At 24.4% G+C, this 25,640-nt stretch carries 25 protein-coding genes; 20 read left to right on the top strand and 5 right to left on the bottom strand.

Features of this window, described 5'->3' with window-relative positions; genetic code table 11:
• The first annotated feature begins 109 nt into the window (after positions 1-109).
• Together hadB and ABDZ71_RS00605 are read left to right on the top strand one after the other, a co-directional pair.
• Positions 110-1,336 (top strand): (R)-2-hydroxyisocaproyl-CoA dehydratase subunit alpha, encoded by a 1,227-nt coding sequence (gene hadB / locus ABDZ71_RS00600; protein WP_343757777.1) that lies wholly within the window; start codon positions 110-112, stop codon positions 1,334-1,336.
• Positions 1,329-2,456 carry a 2-hydroxyacyl-CoA dehydratase subunit D gene (locus ABDZ71_RS00605; RefSeq protein WP_343757778.1) on the top strand — a complete coding sequence of 376 codons (1,128 nt, stop codon included), beginning with the start codon at positions 1,329-1,331 and terminating at the stop codon, positions 2,454-2,456. The genes hadB and ABDZ71_RS00605 overlap by 8 nt, the downstream gene beginning before the upstream one ends.
• Positions 2,457-2,712: 256 nt before the next feature.
• Here ABDZ71_RS00605 and ABDZ71_RS00610 read toward each other — a convergent pair whose 3' ends face one another.
• Together ABDZ71_RS00610 and ABDZ71_RS00615 are read right to left on the bottom strand one after the other, a co-directional pair.
• Positions 2,713-3,276: a hypothetical protein gene (locus tag ABDZ71_RS00610; protein WP_343757779.1), complete on the bottom strand. Its 564-nt coding sequence runs from the start codon at positions 3,274-3,276 to the stop codon at positions 2,713-2,715.
• Positions 3,277-3,506: 230 nt separating this feature from the next.
• Positions 3,507-5,561, bottom strand: a complete 2,055-nt coding sequence (locus ABDZ71_RS00615; RefSeq protein ID WP_343757781.1) for a methyl-accepting chemotaxis protein — start codon at positions 5,559-5,561, stop codon at positions 3,507-3,509.
• A 394-nt stretch (positions 5,562-5,955) separates the two neighbouring features.
• Here ABDZ71_RS00615 and ABDZ71_RS00620 point away from each other — a divergent pair, with 394 nt between their 5' ends.
• Complete coding sequence (locus ABDZ71_RS00620) at positions 5,956-6,387, top strand: ferritin-like domain-containing protein (protein ID WP_343757783.1); 432 nt, start codon at positions 5,956-5,958, stop codon at positions 6,385-6,387.
• 244 nt (positions 6,388-6,631) lie between these two features.
• On the opposite strand, the gene ABDZ71_RS00625 is transcribed toward ABDZ71_RS00620, so the two are convergent.
• The gene (locus tag ABDZ71_RS00625) at positions 6,632-6,796 is read right to left on the bottom strand and encodes a hypothetical protein (RefSeq protein ID WP_343757785.1); all 165 of its coding nucleotides are present in this window, start codon (positions 6,794-6,796) and stop codon (positions 6,632-6,634) included.
• A 119-nt stretch (positions 6,797-6,915) separates the two neighbouring features.
• Between ABDZ71_RS00625 and ABDZ71_RS00630 the strand changes: the two genes are divergently transcribed.
• From ABDZ71_RS00630 to ABDZ71_RS00665, 8 genes are all read left to right on the top strand, one after another.
• Positions 6,916-7,539, top strand: coding sequence for a DUF3841 domain-containing protein (locus ABDZ71_RS00630; protein ID WP_343757787.1), 624 nt, complete (start codon positions 6,916-6,918; stop codon positions 7,537-7,539).
• Between the two features lie 296 nt (positions 7,540-7,835).
• Entirely contained in the window at positions 7,836-9,722 is a 1,887-nt protein-coding gene (locus ABDZ71_RS00635; RefSeq protein ID WP_343757789.1) for an FtsX-like permease family protein, read from the top strand.
• Positions 9,723-10,026: 304 nt separating this feature from the next.
• Positions 10,027-11,196: a M20 metallopeptidase family protein gene (locus ABDZ71_RS00640; RefSeq protein ID WP_343757791.1), complete on the top strand. Its 1,170-nt coding sequence runs from the start codon at positions 10,027-10,029 to the stop codon at positions 11,194-11,196.
• Between the two features lie 288 nt (positions 11,197-11,484).
• Complete coding sequence (locus ABDZ71_RS00645; protein ID WP_343757794.1) at positions 11,485-12,129, top strand: PspA/IM30 family protein; 645 nt, start codon at positions 11,485-11,487, stop codon at positions 12,127-12,129.
• 55 nt (positions 12,130-12,184) lie between these two features.
• Positions 12,185-12,841, top strand: a complete 657-nt coding sequence (locus tag ABDZ71_RS00650; RefSeq protein WP_343757796.1) for a DUF1292 domain-containing protein — start codon at positions 12,185-12,187, stop codon at positions 12,839-12,841.
• 102 nt (positions 12,842-12,943) lie between these two features.
• On the top strand, positions 12,944-13,699 hold the full coding sequence (locus ABDZ71_RS00655) for a hypothetical protein (protein WP_343757798.1): 756 nt from the start codon (positions 12,944-12,946) through the stop codon (positions 13,697-13,699).
• A gap of 272 nt (positions 13,700-13,971) precedes the next feature.
• Entirely contained in the window at positions 13,972-14,616 is a 645-nt protein-coding gene (locus tag ABDZ71_RS00660; RefSeq protein WP_343757800.1) for a PspA/IM30 family protein, read from the top strand.
• 28 nt (positions 14,617-14,644) lie between these two features.
• The gene (locus tag ABDZ71_RS00665; protein WP_343757802.1) at positions 14,645-15,166 is read left to right on the top strand and encodes a hypothetical protein; all 522 of its coding nucleotides are present in this window, start codon (positions 14,645-14,647) and stop codon (positions 15,164-15,166) included.
• Positions 15,167-15,214: 48 nt separating this feature from the next.
• Here ABDZ71_RS00665 and ABDZ71_RS19890 read toward each other — a convergent pair whose 3' ends face one another.
• Together ABDZ71_RS19890 and ABDZ71_RS00670 are read right to left on the bottom strand one after the other, a co-directional pair.
• Positions 15,215-15,697 carry a DUF3267 domain-containing protein gene (locus tag ABDZ71_RS19890; protein WP_425544680.1) on the bottom strand — a complete coding sequence of 161 codons (483 nt, stop codon included), beginning with the start codon at positions 15,695-15,697 and terminating at the stop codon, positions 15,215-15,217.
• Between the two features lie 176 nt (positions 15,698-15,873).
• Positions 15,874-16,497, bottom strand: coding sequence for an accessory gene regulator ArgB-like protein (locus tag ABDZ71_RS00670; RefSeq protein WP_343757805.1), 624 nt, complete (start codon positions 16,495-16,497; stop codon positions 15,874-15,876).
• A 278-nt stretch (positions 16,498-16,775) separates the two neighbouring features.
• Between ABDZ71_RS00670 and ABDZ71_RS00675 the strand changes: the two genes are divergently transcribed.
• From ABDZ71_RS00675 to ABDZ71_RS00715, 9 genes are all read left to right on the top strand, one after another.
• Entirely contained in the window at positions 16,776-16,961 is a 186-nt protein-coding gene (locus tag ABDZ71_RS00675) for a hypothetical protein (protein ID WP_343757807.1), read from the top strand.
• A gap of 222 nt (positions 16,962-17,183) precedes the next feature.
• Complete coding sequence (locus tag ABDZ71_RS00680; RefSeq protein ID WP_343757809.1) at positions 17,184-17,387, top strand: hypothetical protein; 204 nt, start codon at positions 17,184-17,186, stop codon at positions 17,385-17,387.
• Positions 17,388-17,689: 302 nt separating this feature from the next.
• Positions 17,690-19,045, top strand: coding sequence for a CCA tRNA nucleotidyltransferase (locus tag ABDZ71_RS00685; protein WP_343757811.1), 1,356 nt, complete (start codon positions 17,690-17,692; stop codon positions 19,043-19,045).
• 268 nt (positions 19,046-19,313) lie between these two features.
• Positions 19,314-19,697, top strand: coding sequence for a hypothetical protein (locus ABDZ71_RS00690; protein WP_343757814.1), 384 nt, complete (start codon positions 19,314-19,316; stop codon positions 19,695-19,697).
• 170 nt (positions 19,698-19,867) lie between these two features.
• Positions 19,868-20,155 carry a hypothetical protein gene (locus ABDZ71_RS00695; protein WP_343757816.1) on the top strand — a complete coding sequence of 96 codons (288 nt, stop codon included), beginning with the start codon at positions 19,868-19,870 and terminating at the stop codon, positions 20,153-20,155.
• Positions 20,156-20,583: 428 nt separating this feature from the next.
• On the top strand, positions 20,584-20,859 hold the full coding sequence (locus ABDZ71_RS00700; protein ID WP_343757818.1) for a hypothetical protein: 276 nt from the start codon (positions 20,584-20,586) through the stop codon (positions 20,857-20,859).
• A gap of 496 nt (positions 20,860-21,355) precedes the next feature.
• Positions 21,356-22,759, top strand: a complete 1,404-nt coding sequence (locus tag ABDZ71_RS00705; RefSeq protein WP_343757820.1) for a peptide MFS transporter — start codon at positions 21,356-21,358, stop codon at positions 22,757-22,759.
• A gap of 385 nt (positions 22,760-23,144) precedes the next feature.
• Positions 23,145-24,146, top strand: coding sequence for a LacI family DNA-binding transcriptional regulator (locus ABDZ71_RS00710; RefSeq protein WP_343757822.1), 1,002 nt, complete (start codon positions 23,145-23,147; stop codon positions 24,144-24,146).
• A gap of 44 nt (positions 24,147-24,190) precedes the next feature.
• Positions 24,191-25,561 carry an ABC transporter substrate-binding protein gene (locus tag ABDZ71_RS00715; RefSeq protein WP_343757824.1) on the top strand — a complete coding sequence of 457 codons (1,371 nt, stop codon included), beginning with the start codon at positions 24,191-24,193 and terminating at the stop codon, positions 25,559-25,561.
• Positions 25,562-25,640: the final 79 nt, after the last annotated feature.

A 25,640-nucleotide genomic window follows, 5' to 3' on the forward strand; every position in this document is an offset into this window, starting at 1 on the left:
TTTAAAATTATGTAATACTCAATTAAATGCTAAATTGTTAATATTAGGTTGTTAAATATTGTGAAAATTTATATATAACATATTAATAAATTTTAGGGGGTTGTAATAAATGGAAGAAAAACCAAGAGCTAAAGATCGTGTTAAAACTTTATTAGCAAATCATTATAAAGATGCTTTCAAAGCTAAAGAAAGAGGAGAATTAGTAGGATGGTCAACTTCTATATTTCCTCAAGAAATTCCTGAAACTTTTGGATTGCATGTTGTTTATCCAGAAAATCATGCAGCTGCAGTAGCTGCTAAACATGAATCACAAAAATTATGTGAAGTTGCAGAAAATGAAGGATATTCTATAGATATATGTTCTTATGCTAGAACTAATATAGGTTATTCAAAATTAAAAGAATGCGAAAGTTTAAATATGCCTCAACCAGATTTTATCCTTTGTTGTAATAATATATGTAATACAGTTATTAAGTGGTATGAAAATCTTGCTAAAGAATTAGATATACCAATGATTATGATAGATACTGCTTTTAATAATGAATATGAAGTTACACAGTCTAGAATAGATTACCTAAAAGGTCAGTTTGAATATGCAATAAAACAGTTAGAAAAGATTACTGGCAAAAAATTTGATGAAGAAAGATTTAAAGAAGTTATGAAAGTTTCATCAGAAGCAGGAAGACTATGGAAAAAATCTATGAGTCTTACAAAAGCAGTTCCAGCTCCAATGAATGGATTTGAAATGTTTAATTATATGGCAGTTATAGTCTGTGCTAGAGGAAAACAAGAAACAGTAGACATATTTAGTCAATTAATAGATGAATTAGAAGATAATATAAAAAATGGTACTAGTACCTATAGAGGAGAACAAAAACATAGAATCATGTTTGAAGGAATACCTTGTTGGCCATATTTAGGATATTTATTAAAGAATTTAACTAAGTATGGAGTCAATATGGTAGGAAGTGTTTATACAGATGCATGGGCTTTAGAATATGAAGCTAATGATTTAGATGGTATGGCAAAGGCATACAGTTCCATAATGAATAATGTAAATTTAGAAAAACAAGTTGATATGAGAAAAGATGTAATCAATAATTTTAAATGTGATGGTTCAATATATCATATGAATCGTAGCTGTAAGGTAATGGATTTTATGCAGTATGAATTAGAAAGAAGAGCGGGAGAAATGACAGATAAGCCATATGTAGGATTTGATGGTGATCAGGCAGATCCAAGAAACTTTACTAAAGCTCAATATGAAACTAGAGTTCAAGGGTTAGTAGAAGTTATGAATGAAAGAAAAAATGAAGGGGGATTAGACAATGAATAATATAGAAAATGTTTTATTTCAAATGAAAGAAGTTGTTGATAACCCTAAAAAAACAATTAAAAAATATATAGATGACACAGGAAATAAAGTAGTTGGATGTTTTCCAGTATATTGTCCAGAAGAAATAGTTCATGCATCAGGAATGCTTCCTGTAGGAATGTGGGGAGGACAAACTGATATATCTCTTGCAAAAACATATTTCCCAGCATTTGCATGTTCTATAATGCAATCTTGCTTAGAATTTGGATTAAAAGGTGTTTATAATGACCTTTCTGCAGTTATTATTCCCTGCCTTTGTGATACTTTAAAATGTGTAGGACAAAATTGGAAAGTAGCAATACCAAATGTTGAGCTTATTTCCTTAGTTCATCCACAAAATAGAAAAATTGAAGCAGGAATTAAATTTTTAGAATCTGAATATAATGAAGTTAAAGATAAGCTTGAAAAGATTTCAGGACATAAAATAACTGATGATGCACTTAATAAAAGTATAGATATATACAATAAACATCGTCAAGTTATGAGAGAGTTTACTAAAGTAGCTTCTAGATATCCAATGACAATTACTCCAACTAAAAGACAAATAGTTATGAAGAGTGCATGGTTTATGGATAAAGAAAAACATACTAAATTAGTACAGAAATTAGTAGATGAACTTAAAAACAAGAAGGAAGAAAAATGGGAAGGTAAGAAGGTTATTTTAAGCGGAATACTTGCAGATGCAGAAGATTTATTGAAAATATTTGAAGACAATAAGTTAGCTGTTGTAGGAGATGATTTAGCACAAGAATCAAGACAGTATAGAGTAGATGTGCCTAAAGGTAATGATCCTATAAATAGATTGGCTAAATTATGGTCAATTATGGAAGGTTGCTCATTAGTATTTGACCCTGATAAAAAGCATGGAAAAATGCTTATTGATTCAGTTAAGGAAAGCAATGCAGATGGTGTTATAGTATGTATGATGAAATTCTGTGATCCAGAAGAATTTGATTATCCAATATATAAAAAGGAACTTGAAAAAGAGGAAATCCCAATGCTTTATTTAGAAATAGATCAGCAAATGGAAAACAATGAGCAAGCACGTACTCGCATACAAGGCTTTACAGAAATGTTATAAAATATAATATTAAATATATTTTATAACATATAGATAAGATTTTCACAGTAGAATTTTAAATAAAATAAAAAGTGAAGTTTATAGTTTAGCTCTCTATTATAAGTTACAATAGGAAAAGTTTTATTTAAGATAAAACCAATATATTATATAATAAAAGCAGGTATTTCTAATTAATACCTGCTTTTATTTTCATTTAAATTATAGGTTCTTTTATATACTAATAAAGCTATAAACAGATTTATTAGTATATAATTTTTTATTTATGCCTACATCTGAAATTAAGATATATCCATGATAGTATGAATAGTATAGTTAAACTAGCACCATACATAGAATGTATATTTATTAAGTTATTATCAAAAATACTAGATTTAATTTCATTTAAAGATGTCATTAATATTCCTAAAAATCCTATTAAAAAAGACAAATTTATAATTAAAATCTTAAATACTTTAGATGTTTTTTTGTAAGTTAATATTAGAATTATTAGACCAATATAAAATATTATAAGAGATATTCTTAAAGATATATTGTTGAAAGTTAAAAACTTGTTTTTTATATCAATAATTAAGTTAAAAGAATTACCTAAAAGGCCACATATACTTCCAATTAAAAATAATTTTTTATTATTTTTAAAAAGGATTGCTATTGATATAAAAAATAAAGCTAATATTTCTGATCCTTGAGATACAATTTCTCCAATTTGAGATTGGGATTTAAAAACAATAAACTGCATCCAGGAATCTTTAAAATCTACTATATCTAATAAAATTATTAATATTAATAACATTAAATAAAATATATTACTTTTTTTAATCATCTGTTAATCGCTCCGATATCCTTAAGTTGATTTTCTCATTATAATAAATAGTGTTATGTTAATACTGGGCAAATTATATCATGATTTATAATTTATAGCAATTTTGTTTTTTTATAGATCAATTAGTATCTATAAATATATTTGATAGATATAAAAAAATAAAAACTCTTAATAGATTTTATTAGAATCATAAAGAGTTTTTATTTAGTAATTATAATTTTATTTTTATATTATTTTTCCTTTTTTTCAGTTTTGAATACAGCAACGCTTTGTTGTAGATTTTCAGCCATACCAACTAAAGTTTGAATAGCAGCAGTCATTTCTTCTATAGTAGCACTTTGTTCTTCTGTAGAAGCTGCAACAGCTTCTGTACTATCTTGAGCATCCTTAGAAATAGTTTCTACATTATACAATTTAGTAGCTACGTTAGTAAAGTTATCTGTAGATGAATTTACCATAGTATCTATATTCTTAAATTTACTATCTATAGAAGCAAAAGAATTTAATATTTTATCTAAAGAAGTAGCAACATTTATTACTATTTTTTGACCTTTGCTTGATTCTGAATCACCTTTTTTTATAGATTCAAGAGCTATTTTAGTTTTATTTTGAGTATTTACAATTAAGCTTTGTATATCACTTGAAGATTTTATTGATTCTTCAGCTAATTTTCTAACTTCATCTGCAACTACTGCAAAGCCTTTTCCAGCTTGACCTGCACGCGCAGCTTCAATTGATGCATTTAAAGCTAAAAGATTAGTTTGATCTGCTATTCCGTTCATAATCTCTACTATTTTGCCTATTTCTTTAGACGTAGATTCAAGTTCATTAATAACTTCAGCAGAGTATGAAACACTATCTTTTATTGTTTCCATCTGATTGGTCATTTTAGTCATATTTGTTTTTCCATCAGAGGCTAATTCATTAGTAGTTTGTGAAAATACTACTATTTCATCTACTTCTGATTTCATATCATATATATTAGTCATTATATCATTCATAGCAGTAGATGCTTCATTTGTAGCAGTAACTTGATTTTCAGCACCATTAGAAATTTCTTGAGTAGAAGTTGCAATTTCTTGTGAAGCTGAAGAAGTTTGTTCTGATGAAGATAATATTTCTTGTGATGATGAAACAAGATCTAATGAGAATTCATTTATATGTTTAGTTATTTCTCTTAGATTGTCTATCATAGAGTTAAAAGAAAAAGCAAGTACTCCTATTTCATCATTGCTTTCTATATTAATTTTTTCAGTTAAATCTCCTTTAGATACTTTAGTTGCTATATCAGATAATTTAGATAAAGGATTTAAAGATTTTCTTGTTATATAAATAAGTAATAAACTAGCTATTAATAATCCTATCAAACTTACTAAAATTGATATGGTTATTATAGATTTAAGAGCTGAGTTTTGTGTTTTTAAAGATAAACCAATATCAATTGCTCCAAGTAGATTACCAGATTTATCTTTAAGAGGCATTATAACATCGTATACATCTTCTTCCCCTTTATATTTATATGTAGATGTATATTCTTTTCCAGAAGAAATAGCGGATTTGCTTCCTTTATCATCTAATATTTTTCCAATTCGTTTTTTATCACTATGAGAAGTAACTTTTAAAGACTTATCCATAACTAAAGCAAATACTATATCATCATCTTTAGCTAAAGTATCTACTAAAGTTTGAGGTGACATAGAATTTTTTAGTTTGTTAATTTCATTAGCTTCCATACCTAATTGTATAAGTCCACCATTTGAAGCAGCTACTCCACAATATTTGTAATAGTTGTGATTTACCTTACTTTGGCGAATTGATTCCGATATTGGTTTTTTATTTGATCCTAATAAAGAGTATACGGCGTACTCTGAAGTAAACTTAAAATTTATATTTTCTTCCATATTAGAATAAATAATTTTACCAGTTTTATCAGTTAAATTGATTTCTTGGATTTTAGTTTCTTTGGCTAGTTTTTTTAAGTAATCATTAGAAATATTTTTAGCTTGGTTTAGAGAGTATCCTACAGAAAATAATTTTTGATCTAATAAGTTATCAATTTGTTTAGATACAGCATTAAAACCAATAAATTTATTGGCTTCTTGAGTTACTAAATTTATTCCATCTGCACGTACTTGTTCTTTGAATTTTTTATCTACAACTAACAAAATAGATGAACTTAAAACTAATGTAGTTAAGAAAAATATTATCAAAGATGATAAAACTATTCTAGTTTTTAAACTGGAATTTTTAAATTTCATTGAGTTTTTAATAGAAAAATTTTTCATCATTAGTCCTCCTGATATAAAACTTTCACATATTATGGTTAAAAATGGAATTAAAAATAAAATTCCATTTTTAATTTTCGTCCATAATATATGATAACTTTACATGTAAAGTTAAAATTATGTAATAAAATAGTTAATTTTGTTAATTAATATATAAATATAGTTGGATTAATATGAGTTTTTTTATTAAGTAAATTATATACTCCATTAATAATTTGATTTATTTAATTATTTACCATTAAAGTATTTTAAAATAAAGTATTTTAAAAATATTTAATGGTGTCTTCTATTTTTCATTTTTACATATTAATTAGATTATATTGTATTTAGAATAAGCCTATAGCTGTTGGAAATACTATTTAGTAAATAAATAATTTAAAATATGGAGGTTATTATGGAAGATTTAGGATTAGTAACAGAAAACAAAATAGGAGTTGCCAAAGATAGCGAAGAAATAAAAAAAATGTTAGAAGGTCAATTTAGAGGAGAGACTGGAGAAGTAGGTCTTTATTTAGCAATGGCAAGAGTTGCTCAAAGAGAAGGATATGGAGAAATTGCAGAAGTTTTAAAAAGAATATCAAAGGAAGAAGCAGAACATGCTGCAAGATTTGCAGAACTTACAGGAAAAATATCTTGTAATACTAAGGATAATTTAGAACAGATGATGAGAGGAGAAATAGGAGCTAACAAAATGAAAAAACAAATAGCAACTAAAGCTAAAGAAGAAAATTTAGATGAAGTTCATGATTTTGTAGATGAATCTGCAAAGGATGAAGGAAGACATGCGAAGATGTTAAAAGGAATGATAGATAGATATTTTAAATAAAATTTTTTATATTATATTGGATTAAATGGTATGTATTACATGTAATACTTATAAATAATTCATGTTAAAAAGGAAACAATATAATTAAACACAAAAGATAAATATATAGTTACAAAGGATAAAATTAACAAATGATGAAATTAACATATATGTTTTTAGGTTTTATTATACAAAAATTGATCTTAACCTAAGATAAAAGAAGATATTCTCAATAATTGAGAATATCTTCTTTCCTTGCACTAAATTACTTTTTGTCATAAATTATTAAAGCAGAGGAGTCACCTTCTCTTATAGAATATTTAATATCTATTAAATTGGTTTTTGAGATATTATTTTTTTCAAGTTCTTCTTCAATTACTTGTTCAAACGTTTTGTTCCAACGATCCCAAACTTGAATTACTTTAATCATAGAAATCTCCTTTAAACAAAAGTAATTTACATAAAATATATGATATTTGTATAAAAATATGCATATAGTACATAAAGAAGAGGTGTATTGTTTGTAGCTTTTTAGCATTTTAAGAAAGGGTGTTTTTTATAAAGCTTTGGACTATAAAAGATGAAAAAGCTTATGAGGAATTAAAAAATAATAAAATTCTTTACGGAAAAACAAAATATGTTCATAACTATTTCAAAAATCCTTATGACTGGATAATAGCTCAAATGAAGAAGAGGCTTCAGTATCCTAGTTTAGATGTTTTTCAGTATCCAGTATGGGCGTGGTATAAATGGGGAGTAGATAAAAAAAATACAGAAGATTTACGATATAGAGGCTACGGACAAAAAGGAGCTAAACTTTATAAAATAGAATTTGAAGAAAGTGAAGAAAAAATATTATTATCTGATTTTTGTCTTTTTAATTTTGTTTTGAATTATTGGTATTTACCTAAAAATGAAAATGATGATATTGAATTTAGAAAAGAAATAAAAAACAGTGGGGCAGATTTATCATATCTTATGAAATTTGATCAGCATTCTAAAGAGTTAGATAAAATAAGACATAAAATAGAAGAGAGTTGGAATCTAATATTTGATTTGAAATATAATAATGAATATATAAATCCTAGTAATAAATACAGATTAATACAAGCTACTTTATGGAATATTAAATGGAATCAAGTAACTAAAGTAGAAGAAATAATAGTTAAATAAAGCTATTTTAATTTTATCAAGTTAATGTGAAAAGCATATTTATATTGAAATATTTTTATATAGTTCAATTTTAAAAGATCTATAGTGGAATATTTTATATAATATATGCTTTTTTTATTTGTATTAATTTCTTTATTTATCCTTTTAAAAGTGAATCTTTTTAATATTTATGATTGTTACAATAATGTAAGGTAAAAGTTTTATATGTAAGTTAAATGAATGGCTAAAATTTTACAGTAATATTAGAATTGATTTAAAGCAGTAAATATACTCTATGTAAAATTAGGAGGATAAGAATGAAAGTGTCAGAAATTAGTATTAAAAATTTAAAAACCAATTATAAAAATTATAGTTTGTATTTTTTCTCTATAATAATAAATATAATTATTTACTATGTATACTATACTATAATTACAAATAATAAATTAACAGATTTAATGGGTAAAAACAATGCAGGATTATCTAGATTCTTATTTAAATTTTCTTCTTATATAATAGTTGTGTTTTGTATAATATTTTTATGGAATTCTACAGAATTCTTTATAAAAAAAAGAAAAAAAGAGATAGGACTTTATTCTCTTTTAGGACTTAATAATAAGAAAATAGGTAATATGATGTCTAATGAAATAATTATAATGGGAGTAATTGCTTTAACTTTAGGCATATTCATAGGAACTATATTTAGCCAAATATGTATGAAAATATTCATGCTTTCTATAGGAATTAAAAAATCTATAGGTTTTATTTTTAGTATAAAAGCTGTATTAAGTACAATAAAAACCTTTGGTATTCTATTTATTATTATTTCTATAAGAGCTTACAGGTTAATTTTCAAATTTAAATTAATAGATTTATTTAAAGCAGATCAAAAGGAAGAAGAAAAAGGTAATTTTACAGGCCTAAAAGGAATGTTATCTATAATATTTTTAATTGGAGGATATTTTTTAGGATCACTATTAGGTATTAAAATATTTGGAGCAAACGGATTGTTCTTAGCTGTAATATTTGTTATAGTAGGAACTTATTTATTTTATAATAGTTTCTTTATGTTTTTCGTTAAATTATTAAGGAAAAGCAGGTTAGGATATAAAAAGGTAGAATTTTTAGTAGTTTTATCTAATATAAGTCATACTATAAGAAGTAATGCAAAGATGTTAACTGTTATAACTCTTTTAAATACTTCTATAATAGTTGGAACTGGTACAGCTCTAACATTTTCGCAAATGGGAAATAGTAATTTAAATCAATATAAATTTTCTTATATATATTTAAATGATAAAAGTATAAATAAAAAAGTTGATTCTATTTTAAAAAAACATAAAGATAAAAAAGTGAATTTAGATTCAAAGATTAATATAATAAAATTAAAAGATAAAATTAGTTCACCCTATGTAATATCAGAAAAAACATATAATAATATTTGTAAATCTTTAAATGTACAAGAAAAGATTTCATTAAAAAATAAAAATGATGTTATAGAATTAAATTCTAACAAGATTTCAGAAAAAAAGTTAACTTTTTTTGAGCATAATAATAGGATTAAACCTATAGAAATAGATAATTTTTCTAAGAAAGAAAAATTAAAAGTATTAGAATATAGAGAGCAAATTATAAATCCAGATATTATAGGAGGTACATTAGTTGTAAAAAATCAGTTATTTGAAGAATTGAAAAAAGTTGGTGAAAGTTTAGAGTTTAGATTTTTAAAAATTACAAATGAAAAAGATAGTAGATTATTAGATGAAGAATTGATGAATGAATTTAAAAAAAGCAAAAAACAAATTTCTAGTTTTTATTCATTTTATAAATCCTCAAAAGGAATAATAGGGTCTATACAATTCCCAGCATTTTTTACTTCCTTTGTGTTTATATTATCTACATTAAGTATAATTTTCTTTAAAACTATGATGGATCAAGATAAGGAAAGCAATATGTATTCTATATTAAAACAAATAGGTTTTGATAATAAAAGAATTAAAAAATGTGTATTTAGAAATAGCTGGTTTATTTTAGGTGGCCCTTTAGTATTAGGCATATCACATTCATTAGTAGCATTATCTTTATTTATGGCGTTTTCACCAATAAGTGTAATTTTAACTGTAGTGTTATTTATAGTTATATATATATTGTTCCATTTTGCTACATCTAATTCTCATTTTAATATTTTAAAACAAAAAATATAGTGTTTTATAGAGTATTATATTTTTTAGAAGAACTATTTAATTTGTTTTTTAGATATATAAAGAGTTAAATGATTTGAATATAAAAAAAGCTTGCAATTAAGTTACAATTGTAAGCTTTTTTATTATTATACTAAATTTAAAATATATTTTTATAAGATTAAGTATAATAGCTAGGTTATAAAAATAAAATATAATAATATATAGTTGATTTAATATTCGTAATAATTTTAAAAATGATATTACTGTAGATATAAATATCATTTATGGTATAACTAAATTTATTAGTTCTGGGAGATGATATTAAGTGAAAACTTTTGAATTAGCTAAAAAGTATAACAATTGGGTAATAGACAAAAGAAGGTATTTTCATCAATATCCAGAAGAATCCTTTAAAGAATTTAAAACAACTAAAATGATAAAAGAAGAACTTAAAAAAATAGGAATTAAAATAATTGGAACATCAAAGACTGGTGTAATTGGTATTTTAAAAGGAGGTAAAGAAGGGAAAGTAGTGGCTCTTAGAGCAGATATAGATGCTTTATCAGTAGAAGAAAAAACAGGAGTTACTTATAGTTCTAAAATAAAAGGGGTTATGCATGCTTGTGGTCATGATTGTCATATAGCAATGCTTTTAGGAGCAGCTAAGGTACTTTTTAATATGAAAGATTATATAAAAGGAACTGTAAAGTTTATATTTCAGCCAGCAGAAGAAATAGCACAAGGTGCTAAGTTTATGATTGAAAATGGAGCATTAGAAAATCCAAAAGTAGATTGTATTTATGGTATGCACATATGGACATATGAAGAACATGGTAAGATGGTAATAGAAGAAGGATCAATAATGGGGTCTGGAGATATATGGACAATTAATATTAAAGGTAAATCATGTCATGGCTCTGAACCTTGGAAAGGATCAGATGCACTTTCCTGTGGAGCTTCAATAATTGAAAAATTAAATACTATAGCAGGGAAGATGAACGATGTAAGACATCCTATAGTTATTAATATAGGTACAATTAAAGCAGGAGAAAGATTTAATATAGTAGCAGGAGAAGCAGAAATTACAGGGATGAATAGAACATTTACTAATTATGAACGAGAAAATCTTCCTAAAACTATGGAAAAAATAATAAAAAATATTTGTGAAGTGTATAATTGTGAATATGAATTTAAATATGAGTTTATTTGTAGTCCAATGATTAATGATAGTAATTCTACTAAAATAGCAAAAGATGCAGTAGCTAAAGTTATAGGAATAGAAAATATAACAGGAATGGAAAAAGTTATGGGATCAGAAGACTTTTCAGAATATATAAAATATGTACCAGGAGCTATAATACATTTAGGAGCATATAATAAGGATAAAAAATGTTTCTATCCACATCATTCTAATTACTTTAATGTAGATGAAGATGTTTTAAAAATAGGTGTTGCAAGTTATGCACAAATAGCATTAGATTTTTTAAATAAATAGTAAAATATTTATGTGAAAACCTAGTATTGATTTATAGTACTAGGTTTTTACAGTTGATTAATTAAATAATTATAATGTAATATTAATTTTAAATTTATATAAATTTAATTAACATATAATAAAACTATTTTATAATTTATTATTGTAAGGGTAATTGCAATTGTAAAGGGGATTTGACTTTGATAAATATTACATATAACAATAAAATATGGTATAATATATCATAATATTACAAACATATAATCAATACTACAAAAAATTGAAATTTTACCTGTAGGAGGGGACTAAATGGGAATATTCAGTAGAATGTCAAATATGATTAAAGCTAAAACTAATAATGCTCTAGATAAAATGGAAAATCCAATAGAATTATTAGATCAAAAAATTAGAGATATGGAAGAAAGTTTAAATAAAGCTAAGTTGTCTTCTGCACAAGTTTTAGGAAATATTCGTGAAACTAAAGGAAAGATGGACAAGGCTAAATTAGAAATGGAAGATTATGAAGCTAAAATCAAACTTGCACTAAGTAAAGGAAATGAAGAATTAGCTAAAAAAGCTTTAGAAAGAAAAATATCAGCTCAAAAAGAATATGAAAGTTTAGGAAAAACTTATGAATCATCAAAAGTTAAAGGGGAAGTTTTAAAGAAAAAGTTATCTGATCTTCAAAAGGAAATAGATAATACAAGAAAGTATAGAGACGAAGCAGAAGCGAGATTAAATAATGCAGAAGCTTCTGAAAAAGTTAATGAAATACTTTCAGATGTAAGTTCTGGAAGTAACAAAATAAAATTAGATGATATTGAAAGAAAGATATCTAAAAAAGAGTCTATGGCTGAAGGATTAGGTGAATTAAGAGTAGAAGATACATTAGAAAAAGAATTTGAAGAACTTGAAACTCTTGATTTAGATGCAGAACTTGCTAAGTATAAGTAGTATAGTTTAATTAAAAAAGAAATAAGTTTATTTATATTTTACGAAAGGGGTATATATGAATAAGATTAAGGAATATACAGATAACGAAAGAAAAATTTTTGGGAAAACCTATACAGATATTATGAAAGCAATAACTGAAATAGAAGATTATATTTCAAAGGAAAATCTAAATAATAGAAAATACGTAAAAAAATACGGTTTACTTAAAGAGTACATTAATCTTATAGATAAAGCGGATAAATTAGCAGATGGTAAAGGGCTATTTGAAGCTTTAAAAAGCGATGAAAAATACAAAAAAATGCTTGAAGATTTCAAAATGGAAAACATAAAAGAATTATCACAACTTGATAATTGTTCTAAGTGTGCCTGTTTAAATTGTCCTAATGAATGTGATTTTGATGCATGTTTAGGATGTAGAGAAAGTTCTAAGATAAAATACTGTGATCATAAGAAAATTAATATAACAACTTTTACAAGTTTTACTTTAGATCTTACAGATGATGAAACCGGGGAAGATAATACTTATAAAGTTTTAGCTGTGATTCAAGATTTAGAGAGAGAACAAAAATATATAATAATAGAAAATGTGGAAGATGAAGAAGACAAATTTATATTATATTATTATCCAGGAATAAAAGAAGATAGTTATGGTGAAATAACAGATGAAGAGGAATTTGATTATATTGCATCAATGTATCAATCTCACTGTTAATTTTAAAATTATCATACACACTAAAATATAAATTAATATATTTTATAATATTAGTATGGGAATATATTGATTTTGAATTTAAAATGAGGGGCAGTACATAATATGTTTAAAACTAAAAAAAGAAATAGATTGATTTTATCTTTTTTGCTTATATTTATTTTTACTATATCAGGTATTTTTAGTGCAGTTAATCCTGTATCTGCAAAATTTAGTTCAAAAAGTGTTAGATCCACTAGTAGTAAATCAGGGGGATTCAAATCAAGTGGATTTAAATCCAAAAGTTCCTCTAGTTCCAGGGTCTCTTCTAGATCAAAGGCATCTACGTCAAAATCGAAGAGTTCATCTGTATCTAAACCTTCTACTTCAAAGAAAAGTACTTCAAAAACTTCAAGCTCAGGATTTAAAAGTAGAAGTAAAAAAAGTACTCCTAAGATAACACCTAAGAAAACTAGTACAAAGCCAGTTTCAAAAGGGAGTAGTACAAAAGCAAAAAAGACTAGCTCAAAGGCTTCAAGTTCAGGATTTAAGAGTAAAAGTCTTTCAAAAACTAAAACTAAACCTAAAGCTACTAGTACTAAAACTTCAAGCGAAACTTCTAGTAAAAGTACTAGTGGATCTTCAAGTAATAAAGAATCCTATAAAAACAGTAAAAATAGTAGTGGTAGTTCATTTTTAAAAGGATTATTTCTTGGGAAAATGGCTGGATCTAAAAATTCTTCAAATAAGTCTTATGCTACAAGCTCTGGAGAAGAAGGTGGGCTTTTTACAGATATATTGTCTTGGATAGTAATTATTTTAATTCTATTTTTTATAGTTAAAATAATTAGAAAAATTATAAGAGCATTTAAAAAGAAATAAAATATAAATATAATATTAAAAGATAAGCTAACTTTACTTTATTTAAATATACCTAACTATAATTATATATAGTTAGGTATATTATTTATGATTTTTATATATTAAGTTTTAATAAATTATATAAAGAATTTTACTATATAGGAGATAATTAATATACTATTAATAAAATCTTAAGGTTAATATTATGTAGTATATATAGATATTATGGTATAATATCACAAGTGTATAATTAAGTAATGGAAAAATAAGTTTTATCTATAGGAGGGAAACAAATGGGTGTGTTTAGTAGAATATCAAATATTTTCAAAGCTAAAACTAATAATGCATTAGATAAAATTGAGAATCCAATAGAATTATTAGATCAAAAAATTAGAGATATGGAAGAAAGTTTAAATAAAGCTAAGTTATCTTCTGCACAAGTTTTAGGGAATATTCGCGAAACTAAAGGAAAAATGGACAAGGCTAAATTAGAAATGGAAGATTATGAAGCTAAAATCAAACTTGCACTAAGTAAAGGAAATGAAGAATTAGCTAAAAAAGCTTTAGAAAGAAAAATATCAGCTCAAAAAGAATACGAAAGTTTAGGAAAAACTTATGAATCATCAAAAGTTAAAGGGGAAGCTTTAAAGAAAAAGTTATCTGATCTTCAAAAGGAAATAGATAATACAAGAAAATATAGAGATGAAGCAGAAGCGAGATTTAATAATGCAGAAGCTTCTGAAAAGGTTAATGAAATACTTTCAGATGTAAGTTCTGGAAGTAATAAAATAAAATTAGATGATATTGAGAGAAAAATATCTAAGAAAGAATCTATGGCTGAAGGATTAGAAGAATTAAGAGTAGAAGATACTTTGGAAAAAGAATTTAAAGACCTTGAAAAAGTTGATTTAGATGCAGAACTTGCTAAATATAAGTAAATTTATTTAAAGAGGTGTTTATATTAAAATGAAAATAAATAGAAAACATAAGTTACTATTATCTTTTATAATATTATTTGTTTTTTCCTTTTCAAGTATATTTACTAATTTTAATTCTGTATCTGCTAAATTTCGTTCTAGAAGTTTTAAATCAAGTAGAAGTAGCTTTGGGGGATTCAAATCTAGTGGATTTAGCTCTAAAACTTCATCTAGTTCAAAATCTTATAAATCAAACAGTAGTTCAAAAGCTTCAGGCGCTGGGTTTAAAAGTAGTAATTTTTCCAATAGTAAAAAATCAACTAGTGAAAAAAATAATAATACATCTTCAAATAAAAACCATTCTTATGAAAATAATAAAAGTGGAAGTAGTTCATCATTTTTAAAAGGATTATTTTTAGGTAAGATTTTTGGAAATAGAAGATACAATAATTCCTATAGAGGAAGTTTTTTTGGAAGCGGTGGAATTGTTTCTAATATTATTGGTATAATAATAATCCTTCTTATTATTATATTTATAATAAGGATTATTAGAAGAATTAGAAGAAGGTAAAAATTAATTTAAGAAAAACTAGCTATAATCACTATATAGCTAGTTTTTTTAATTTTTTAAAATTACTATAAATCTATTGTTTCTATTAACTATTTTACTATTATAAGGATATCTTATAAGACTTATTCCATGATATATATCATTAAAAGATAAAATAATATTAAGTATAAATATGAAATTACCAATCCAACTAGGTAATAATAAACATAGTAATGATATTATTGTAGCAGGAGATAACATAATAATTAAAAATTTGTTTAAAGAAAGTCTCTTTTTTGATCTTTTTTCGAAAGCAGTTAATATAAAACTAAATTGATATTTTATTTTTCCTCCAAAACAGTTATATATTAAACTGTGAATTAAACTATGTAGATTTGTAACTGTAAAAAAGGTTATAAATGTAATGAAAAATAAATAACTACATTTATAATATGTTGGAGTATAATTATAAGGTTGAAAAGCGTTTATATTAATGTAAAAAGTAGTAATTATATTGTAAACAGATTTATGGAATATAGCTAAAAATAACATAGAACTTATGATTCCTATTAAATGTGTTTTATATGTAGTTTTATACTGCACAAAAATCACCTCAGTATATTTATTCCCATTTAACTTTAAAAATATTAATAAAAATAGATAAAAACAAAAGAATAGTAAAATATTCTTTTGTTTTTATCTATTTTTATACTAGAAGAATAAATGTATTAGATTTTTTTTAGTAAAAAATGTGCTAAAGGAGTAAGTGTGAAACATTGCCATATTATTCCTACATATATACAATTAATCATATTAAGATAAAATGGATTATTTGTTTTTTGATAAATACTTAATAAAACAATTACGGCTACAAGAAAAAAACCTACAGTTAATATTGAATTCTTTTTTAAATCATCTCTTTCTTTTGGATCATTTATTGGTTTAGCAGGGCTATCTACTGGAGCTAATGTATTTAGTATATAATAAGAATAAATTAAAACTAGTATTCCCCAAAATACAACCATATAAAAAAACATACAGCATAAAACTTTTTTTACAAATAAAGCAAGGAGTGTTGAGATAATCATTCCTATAATTGCACACTTATTAGGAGAGTTTGCATGTACCCCTCCTGAAAATTTTCTTAATGTAGCTATACAGAAGGTAATTACTAATGTTTGAGGAAGTACATCAAATATTATTCCAAAAACAACAACCCATAGTATACACCAAAGCATCTGTAATAAAATAAAAGCACCGTAAGAAAGTATTTCTTTATTATCATTATCTAATTTTAAATCCTTAGAAATTTTAGAACCTATTTTATTAGACATTTTTTCAATAACGTACATTTTAAAACTCCTTTTATTTAATGTAATAGTATAGTTAACTTAAACTATATTGTAATATTATGTAATTATTATACCATAAAATTACATAATATAAAGTGCTTTTTAGATTTATAAGTTAAATGATAAAAAAACTCAAAAAAACATAGATAAAATTTTAACTATTTTACTGTTTTGTATAGCAAAAAAATTTATATATGTTATAATTTAGGTGAAGAAAAAAGTTGAGCAAATTTATAAAATTTACTTAAAATATTATATTTAATTTAGAGGTGAGAGAAATGAAAGAGATAACAACAATCATTTATTCATTAATTTTTACTTTAGGAGGAACCATTCTTACATCAATGTATAGTGTTAGTTGTTATGATAGCCCAAGTAATGTTTTTTTCTTTACCTCAGGACTATTATTAATAATAAGTGGTGTTTTAACAGGATTTACATCTATAAAGATATGTAATAAATAGTTAAATAATTAACTAAAAATATACTAGATAAACAACAAAATTTTTTGAAGAATTTTGTTGTTTATTTAGTTTGTAATAATATGGAATTGTGTGGTACAATAAAATAGTATATTTTAATGTGTATACGTTTACCGAAAGGGTATTAATTATTACATTAATAGTTAATTCAGTCTATAAAACAATAAAAATAGTTATATATTTAATAAAATAGGGGGGAGTTTTATGAAACATTATTGTCCTAAATGCAACGGTGAATTAAAGAAAGGTATGCTTTGTAAAATACCTATGACAGCAGTTCCTTTTGTGAAATTTAATTATGATGTGGAAACATTTAATAGTTCAGATGAACCTATTATAAGTCCTTATGTTTGCAGAGAATGTGGTTATGTTGAATGGTATATAGACAATAAAGGAGCCTTAAAATAAGAATTTTAAAGTTTATTTAAATAATTTTAATTAATATATGTTTTTAAAGTTTAAAAAATATAAAATTGTTTTGTAAAAGCTACATTTTCAATGTAGCTTTTACAGTATCACTTAATAACAAGTTGAAAATATATTTTAAATATTAGTTTAAAATATATTAGAATATAAGAATTTTTTTTATTATAATTTTAACATTATATTTTGTTTATTTATAACAGCTTAGAAATGTTTTACCTATAATTTTTATGTTATTATTATATTGATGAGTAAATAATTTATTTAAATAGGAGAATTAAAAGAGTATGAAAATAGAAATACCTAAGTCTGTGGAATTTATTATAAATAATATAGAAACAGAGGGCTATGAAGCTTATATAGTTGGTGGTTGTGTAAGAGATAGTTTAATTGGAAGAATTCCTAATGATTGGGATATAACTACAAATGCAAAACCTACTGAAATAAAGGATATATTTTCGAAGTTGGATATAAAAGTTATAGAAACAGGAATTAAACATGGAACTGTAACTTTAATATTTGAGAAAATACCGTATGAGATTACAACCTATAGAATAGAAGGAAAGTATTCTGATAAGAGACACCCAGATATGGTTGAATTTACCAAAAACATAAAAAAAGATTTAAATCGTAGAGATTTTACTATAAATGCTATGGCTTATAATTATAAAAATGGATTAGTTGATTGTTATAGTGGGCTCTGTGATTTGAAAAATAATATTATAAAATGTGTAGGTGATCCTTCAAAGAGGTTTAGGGAAGATGCTTTAAGAATGATAAGAGCAATAAGATTTTCAGCTCAACTTAATTTTGAAATTGAAATACATACAAAAGAAGCAATAAAAGATTTAAGTTATAATATTAAAAATGTATCAATGGAAAGAATTAAAGAGGAATTTAATAAGATATTGTTATCAGATGATGTTTTTAAAATACATAAGTTAAATAAATATGGATTAATGAAGTATTTTTTACCTGAATTTGATATATGTGAAAATACTAAACAAAATCATCCATATCATATTTTTAATGTAGGGAGCCATATACTTCACGCTGTTAGTGAAATTTCTACTGAGTTGCATTTAAGATTAACTATGCTTTTGCATGATATATGTAAACCTAATTGTAAAATTACTGATGAAAAAGGTATTGATCATTTTTATGGTCATGCAGAAAAATCAGCAGAAGCTTGCAAAAATATTTTAAAAAGAATGAAGTATGATAATCAAACTATAATTAAAGTTTATAACTTAGTTAAATATCATGATTATGAAGTTTATAGTAATAGATCTATAAAAAGACTTTTGAATAAAATGGGAGAAGAGAATTTTAGAGATTTGTTAAAGGTTAAAGAAGCAGATATAAAAGCTCAAAACCCTAAATATTATAATAAAAACCACAATATATTATTAGAAATAGAAAAAAGATTAGAGCATATATTAGAAAATAAAGAATGTTTTTCACTGAAGAATTTAAATATAAGTGGTAAAGATTTAATAGAACTGGGATTTGAACAAGGAAAAGAAATGGGATATGTTTTGAAAAAACTTTTAGACATAGTTATTGAAAATCCAGATTTGAATGTTTCAGAAGAACTTAAATCTATGGCTTTAAAAATGATTAAGGATAATAAACAAATATAATTTATAAAATTAATATATAAATTGAAAAATGGAAAAGTTTAATTATATTGTAATATTAATTAAACTTTTTCTTAATAATTATATATTACAATTATTTTATAGCCTAGATAAAATAAAAAATAATATTTTAGGTTAGCTGTGTAAGGTACAGTTATTTTGTTATATGAAAATATAATAAGTTTAATATGTATATTGAGATAAAATTATTTTAAATCATGTAAATTTTAATTTATAACTTTGCATTTGAAACATGATTGGAAGTGGTAGTATGAATAATGTAGCAAGAAGGCAAAAAAATAATATAAACTATAGAAAAAGTAGAAAAGTATATAAAGCTTATAAAAATAAGAGATTGAGAAATGTAAATTGTAACTATAAATTAAGTAGTAAAGATTATAAAAAAGCTTTTAAAAATAAAATAAAAAAGTCTGAAATTAAAAAATATAAAAAAAGAAGAAAAGTATTTAATAAGGAACAGAGATTTTTAAAAAGAAGAATATTATTTTATTTTATAATAGTCCTTTTAGTATGTTTTTTAGCTTTGTCATTTGTAAAAAAACAAAATAAAGTATATAATGGAAAATCTAATGAGAATATAAGTGGTATTTCTAATATTATGAATAAATCTATAGTACATAAAGTTTTCAGTTGACATTATTAAATATATAGGAATAGTGCATTTATTTGAGTAAACATAAGATATTAAGCCCTATACAAAATAGGTACTAAGTTATATGTGTTTACTAATAACTGGTGATATGTTAATATATACTATATACATGTAAAATATTTACAGGTAAGAAGGGGCTGATTGGCATATTAGTGAGTATAGCAGATTTAGAAGATAATTTTAAAAAATTTAAATTTATTGAATCTAGTATATACGAAAATAAAAATCCAAACAATAAAATGATAAATTCCTTTATTTCCTTAATTATAAAAAAAGCTATATGTAAAATAAATATTTTTTTGAAAGACTTAAAATGTGAAGATAAAGAAGTAAAAAAAACAGGTTTGTTTGATAGAGAAGAGTGGAAAAAATATTGGGAACTGTGGGAGAAAAAAAGTAATAAAAAACATATTGCTGAAATTGAATATCTTTATAAATAATAGTTATTACTTATAGAAATAATAGTAATAATTATGATTCATAAAATTTAATAGTAAAAGTAAAGGCTTCTAGATTAAAATCTAGTAGTCTTTTATATTAGAAGTATTTTTTAAAAGGATGATTTATAAAAATCGTATTTCATATAACTACAAATTGTTTTAAATAATTTCAGAAAAAATTATTGTATTAATGAGAAAAAAATAATATGGTAAGGAAGTATTAAATTATTTATACTATTAAGTAAAATGATTAATAGAAATATCAATGGATAGATACTTGCATTTATTATTAGATATGCTAGAATATATAATCATACAATATTTGGAAATGGATAATAACTTATATCTGTTGATAAAAATTAAAATTCTACCTTTAATAATTATAAGGTTATATATAGAATAATTTACTTATAAAAAGGAGGCAAAAAATGAATATATTTATATCATTATTCTTTATGATGTGTATTATTTTATTTATTTATATGTGTTTAAAAAATAGAATAATTCTTGATTTAAATAAAAAATGTTTTAATTTATATGAACTAAAAAAGGCTACTAAGCAGAAGCTTATTGAAGATGGTCACAATTGTGAAATAATTGACAATGAATTTTTGATGATAAATGGAGAGAAGTATATTTTATCTAAAATGATTGAAAAGAGTTATTTTCCTATTGAACAAGTAATATTAGTAAAATCTAAGTAAAGGGTAATCTTGCTTTTTATAATATATAAATTTTGTTATATGATTAGAGATTAGGTTTTAACTGAAAAATTAATAGAATTAAGTGCTTCAATTTTAGATATTGAAATTTTAATTAATAAAAATATAAAAGAATTTAAAATAGGGAAATTGTGTACTTTGTTGTATGCAATTTCCCTATTTTAATTATAAAGAATAAACTTACAAAATTTCATTCACTTAAGTTATTAAAAAAGAAGTTATTTTATTATAATTTATATAATAAAATTTGAATTTTATATTGCATTTTTAAAATATTTAAAGTAATAAATTTAATATTTTAACATAAATTTTAATATCTATCTAATATTTTTAATTCATATATTTTATATATATGACTAACTACCTTTCATATCATAAGTATGTTTTAATATACTTTTCAGTAAATTTAAGGTGAAGTCATATGTTATAGTGTTTTTTTTGTGTAAAATATTATAAAAATTATAAGGAGGGATACATGATGTCATCGAATGTAAAGAAAGAATCACACCCGAAGGCTTTTTGGCTAATTTGTTTTACAGTTTTATGGGAAAGATTTAGTTATTATGGTTTAACTTCTTTAGTAATATTATATTTTACAGCAACAGTTACTCAAGGTGGTGTTGGATTGTCAACAGGTGAGGCAACTATGCTTTTTGCTTGGTTTGCTGGACTTGTTTATTTAGCACCAGTTATTGGTGGATTATTAGGAGATAGAGTACTTGGACAGCAAAAATGTATAATAATAGGTTCTTTTTTAGCTGTAATAGGAGATTTATATCTGTTTTTGGGAAGTGGTACTAAATCAGCAGTGTATATTGCTTTGGCTATAATAATTGCTTCAAATGGATTTTTTAAAGGTAATCTTGCAAATTTAGTAGGAGATTTATATCCTAAAAATGCTTCATCAAGAAAAGATGCTGCATATAATTTATTTTATAGTGCTGTAAATGTAGGCGCCTTTATAGCACCAATAATAACAGGTTTAGTTGCAAATAATTGGTTTGCAGTAAGACAGGGTAGTGAAATAATATCTTATGGTTACAGACAAGTATTTTTAGTTTGTGGTATAGGTATTCTTATAGGCGCAATAGGATTTACCCTTTCAGCTCCTAAATATTTAGGGGATATAGGTAAATATCCTGCAACTAAAAATAAAGAAGGTAAAAAAGTAGAAAGTAGACCACTTACTAAACAAGAAAAAAGAAGATGTGTTGCAATGTTTATAATAACTGTCTTTGTTATAGTATTTTGGACTGGGTATTTCCAAAGTCAAAATTCATTTTTAATATATGGTAGAGATCATGTAAATAGAACTATTGGTGGGTTCGAAATACCAGTGGCATGGTTTACTTCTTTTAACGCTATTTTATGTATATTTTTAGCTCCTTTAATGGGTTCCCTTTGGGTTAAGTTATCTAAAACAAAAAAAGGTGATTTAAAAATACCTACTAAAATGGCTCTAGGAATTTTCTTAATGGGAATAGGATTTTTAATTATGGTATTTTCTGTTTTATCTACAGGAGGTACTGGATCAGGAGCTGCAAAGGCTAGTCTTATATGGATAATTTTCACATATATATTTAATACTGTAGCTGAAATATGCTTATCTCCTATAGGCCTTGCCATGTTTAATAAGTTATCTCCTGAAAAATATAAAAACTTTTTTATGGGTATTTGGTATATGTCAACCTTTTTCTCAAGTCTAATTTCTGGAAAACTTGCTGCGTTTACAGAGAATATGGGATTTATGTCTATTTTTAGATTGATATCTATATCTATGTTTATAATGGCAGCTATTTTATTCCTTATGAGAAATAAACTTCATCATATGATGACAGATGAAGATGTTGAATTAAAGAACTCTCCAAACTTAAATGCGTAATTTTTAAATTAAATAATGAATCTTACCATACTTATAAAATAATGATTTTAAAAATATGATAGAGAAATATAAATACAAATGGAAAATCGTACACTTATTGGTGTGCGATTTTTTATGTTAAAGAGTATTAATATTAAAATGTATTTGCATTTTTAAAAATAAGAATAGGGGATACAAAATATTAAACCGTTTTATATAATTACCATAAATGTAAGACGAGTTTTATTAGTAAATACAATATAAGAATGGTATTACTAAATAATGTATTTTAAATATATATTGATTTTAAAGGATTTATAGTTAACAGTATTTTAATGTGAATTAACATATGCTTAATTTAATCTAAACAAAACCGGTTTAATATGTAACTATGAGGTGAATAAATATGCCTACAATAAATGATGTTGCAAAAAAAGCTAAAGTTTCAAAAGGTACAGTTTCTAATGCCTTTAGTGGTAAAAGACCTATTAGTAAGGAGGTGAGAGAGAAAGTATTAAAAGCTGCAAAAGAATTAGGTTATGAACCGAATTATATTGCTAGAAGTTTGGCTACAAAAGAAACGAAAATAATTGGTATTAATATGTTAAAAGGAGAAAATGTGAAATTTAATCAATTTCATTTATCTTTATTAAATGGTGTTTTGAAAGTATGCTATGAAAATGGTTATAGACTATTAGTTAATACGTTATCTGAAGATGATCAATTTAAAAGTTTAGATCCTGTAGATGGTGAAATTATATTAAACCCCTCTATTAATGATAAAAGAATAGATAAAAGACTGAAAAAAAGGATACCTATAGTAATTGTTGGTAAACCATGTGAAAAATATGAAAAATTAGTATCTTATGTAGATAATGATAATATAAATTTAAGTAAAGATATAACAGATAGCTTGTTAAATTTAGGATACGATAATATATTATTTTTTAATTCTTTGAAAAATAGGACTGTTAGTAAAGATAGATTAGAAGGATATAAATTAGCATTTAAAAATAAATTCGGTAAAGAATCTAAAAACTATAATATATTTCATAATGTTAGTTATGTATCTTCTTTTGAATATGGATACAATACAACAAAACAATTAATAGAAGAAAATAGAACAATAAAAGTAATAATTGCAGATAATGATAAAGTTTCAAAAGGCATATGTATGGCAATAAAGGAAAGTAGTACTTATGAATTAAAAGATATTTTGATAGTAGTATTTAGCAATGATATGTATAGTAATGATTTTATGCCCTTTATCATGAATGTTTATCTAAATCCAGAAGCTTTAGGTAGAGAAGCTGCAAAAACATTGATTGATGAAATAAAAATAAAAGACAATGTACATAAAAAAATTATAATTGATTCTAATTTTGATTTGAGAGGTTTCAAAAGATAAAGACTATTTTTATAAATAACAATATATCCTTAAGGAGGATTAAAATGAAGTTGAAAAAATTAAAGCTATTATTAACTACAGTATTGATAGGAAGTTTTGTTTTATCCGGTTGTGGAAGTTTAGGTAAGAAATCTAGTGAAAAAGATAGTGACAGAACACTTAGAATTTTAACAGGGGTAGTAGGAGGAAAAGATGCTAAAGGGCATGAGTTATTTGTTAAAGAGTTAGAAAAACACTTAGGGTGTAAAGTTGAAATGGTAAAGCCAAGTGCAGATTATGATAAAAAAATGTTTACAGCACTGTCATCAGGTGAAAATTATGATTTAGTATATTCTACAGCTCCTAATATGAATATATTAATAGATAAAGGAGCTATAAAAGATTTAAGTGAAGATATAAAAAACTCAAAGATTCTATCTGATACTAATAAAATTCCAGAAAGTGAATGGGATCTTATAAAAACAAAAGATGGAAAACTATATGGAGTTCCTAATAAATTTGAAGGTGGAACTATGCCAATAGTAAGAAAAGATTGGCTTAAAGAATTAGGAATGAAAACGCCTGTTACTTTAGATGACTGGCATGAATATTTTAAAGCTGCTAAGAAAAAATATGGAGCTTATGGTATTTCCACATCAGGATTATATGATATACAAGGATTTATGAGTGCTGCTGGAGTAAAAGCAGGATACGTTGAAAAAGATGGTAAAAAAACTATACCTTATGCTACTAAAGAAGCCGCACCAATATATGATTGGTTTGCTAAGTTAAATAAAGAAGGGTTATTAGATCCTAACTTTGCTTCAAATGGGTCTGATGATTTTAGAAAACTGTTTTTAAGTGATAAAGCTGCATCAGTAACTTATTGGGATATGTGGGTAGGACTTTTTAATAATATGAAAAAAAGTGAAGATCCTAACACAAAGTTTGAAGCAGAAGGTGTTCCAGCAGTTCCAGATAAAGATGGAAAAATAACTATGAGACGTGGAGATTCAAGTGTATGGTTAATGCCAGTTAATGCTAAGAATCAAGATTTAGCTATGAAATTTTTAGAATTTTGGCATAGTGACCCAGGGTATATCATGGGAACTTTAGGAGTTAAAGATTACGATTATAAAGTTAACAATGGTAAATATACTTTAACGGAAATAGGTGAAAAAGCAGGCATGGATCATGGTGCTCCAAGAGTTAGTAATCCAAACTGGAAAAATCCTATAGGAGAACTTCCAGGAGTTAAAAAAGCCCAAGAAATAGCAGTTAAATATGGTACAATTGAAAACTTACCAGCTAAGTGGGATGATGCTAAACCTATAGTTGAAAAATGGGCATTTAAAGCAATGAAAGGTGAAGTTAAAGGAGAAGAAGCTGTTAATAATATGCAAAAGGAATTAAAATCTAAAAACTTAATAGATTAATAACATTAAAATTACATTATAAAGTTTAGTTAGATTAATTAATTAATAGATAGATTTGAATTTCCCTATTAAATTATTT

Source organism: Clostridium oceanicum, assembly GCF_039521385.1.
In the GTDB taxonomy this organism is placed as follows: Bacteria; Bacillota; Clostridia; order Clostridiales; family Clostridiaceae; genus Clostridium_F; species Clostridium_F oceanicum.

What these genes read in the sequence shown, in the direction of transcription:
- ABDZ71_RS00675 (WP_343757807.1), top strand. Translation starts at nt 16,776, where the DNA reads ATGAAAGAGATAACAACAATCATTTATTCATTAATTTTTACTTTAGGA.
- ABDZ71_RS00635 (WP_343757789.1), top strand. Translation starts at nt 7,836, where the DNA reads ATGAAAGTGTCAGAAATTAGTATTAAAAATTTAAAAACCAATTATAAA.
- ABDZ71_RS00610 (WP_343757779.1), bottom strand. Translation starts at nt 3,276, where the DNA reads ATGATTAAAAAAAGTAATATATTTTATTTAATGTTATTAATATTAATA.
- hadB (WP_343757777.1), top strand. Translation starts at nt 110, where the DNA reads ATGGAAGAAAAACCAAGAGCTAAAGATCGTGTTAAAACTTTATTAGCA.
- ABDZ71_RS19890 (WP_425544680.1), bottom strand. Translation starts at nt 15,697, where the DNA reads ATGTTATTTTTAGCTATATTCCATAAATCTGTTTACAATATAATTACT.
- ABDZ71_RS00650 (WP_343757796.1), top strand. Translation starts at nt 12,185, where the DNA reads ATGAATAAGATTAAGGAATATACAGATAACGAAAGAAAAATTTTTGGG.
- ABDZ71_RS00625 (WP_343757785.1), bottom strand. Translation starts at nt 6,796, where the DNA reads ATGATTAAAGTAATTCAAGTTTGGGATCGTTGGAACAAAACGTTTGAA.
- ABDZ71_RS00605 (WP_343757778.1), top strand. Translation starts at nt 1,329, where the DNA reads ATGAATAATATAGAAAATGTTTTATTTCAAATGAAAGAAGTTGTTGAT.
- ABDZ71_RS00620 (WP_343757783.1), top strand. Translation starts at nt 5,956, where the DNA reads ATGGAAGATTTAGGATTAGTAACAGAAAACAAAATAGGAGTTGCCAAA.
- ABDZ71_RS00655 (WP_343757798.1), top strand. Translation starts at nt 12,944, where the DNA reads ATGTTTAAAACTAAAAAAAGAAATAGATTGATTTTATCTTTTTTGCTT.
- ABDZ71_RS00615 (WP_343757781.1), bottom strand. Translation starts at nt 5,561, where the DNA reads ATGAAAAATTTTTCTATTAAAAACTCAATGAAATTTAAAAATTCCAGT.
- ABDZ71_RS00665 (WP_343757802.1), top strand. Translation starts at nt 14,645, where the DNA reads ATGAAAATAAATAGAAAACATAAGTTACTATTATCTTTTATAATATTA.
- ABDZ71_RS00645 (WP_343757794.1), top strand. Translation starts at nt 11,485, where the DNA reads ATGGGAATATTCAGTAGAATGTCAAATATGATTAAAGCTAAAACTAAT.
- ABDZ71_RS00685 (WP_343757811.1), top strand. Translation starts at nt 17,690, where the DNA reads ATGAAAATAGAAATACCTAAGTCTGTGGAATTTATTATAAATAATATA.
- ABDZ71_RS00680 (WP_343757809.1), top strand. Translation starts at nt 17,184, where the DNA reads ATGAAACATTATTGTCCTAAATGCAACGGTGAATTAAAGAAAGGTATG.
- ABDZ71_RS00710 (WP_343757822.1), top strand. Translation starts at nt 23,145, where the DNA reads ATGCCTACAATAAATGATGTTGCAAAAAAAGCTAAAGTTTCAAAAGGT.
- ABDZ71_RS00660 (WP_343757800.1), top strand. Translation starts at nt 13,972, where the DNA reads ATGGGTGTGTTTAGTAGAATATCAAATATTTTCAAAGCTAAAACTAAT.
- ABDZ71_RS00700 (WP_343757818.1), top strand. Translation starts at nt 20,584, where the DNA reads ATGAATATATTTATATCATTATTCTTTATGATGTGTATTATTTTATTT.
- ABDZ71_RS00705 (WP_343757820.1), top strand. Translation starts at nt 21,356, where the DNA reads ATGTCATCGAATGTAAAGAAAGAATCACACCCGAAGGCTTTTTGGCTA.
- ABDZ71_RS00670 (WP_343757805.1), bottom strand. Translation starts at nt 16,497, where the DNA reads ATGTACGTTATTGAAAAAATGTCTAATAAAATAGGTTCTAAAATTTCT.
- ABDZ71_RS00690 (WP_343757814.1), top strand. Translation starts at nt 19,314, where the DNA reads ATGAATAATGTAGCAAGAAGGCAAAAAAATAATATAAACTATAGAAAA.
- ABDZ71_RS00715 (WP_343757824.1), top strand. Translation starts at nt 24,191, where the DNA reads ATGAAGTTGAAAAAATTAAAGCTATTATTAACTACAGTATTGATAGGA.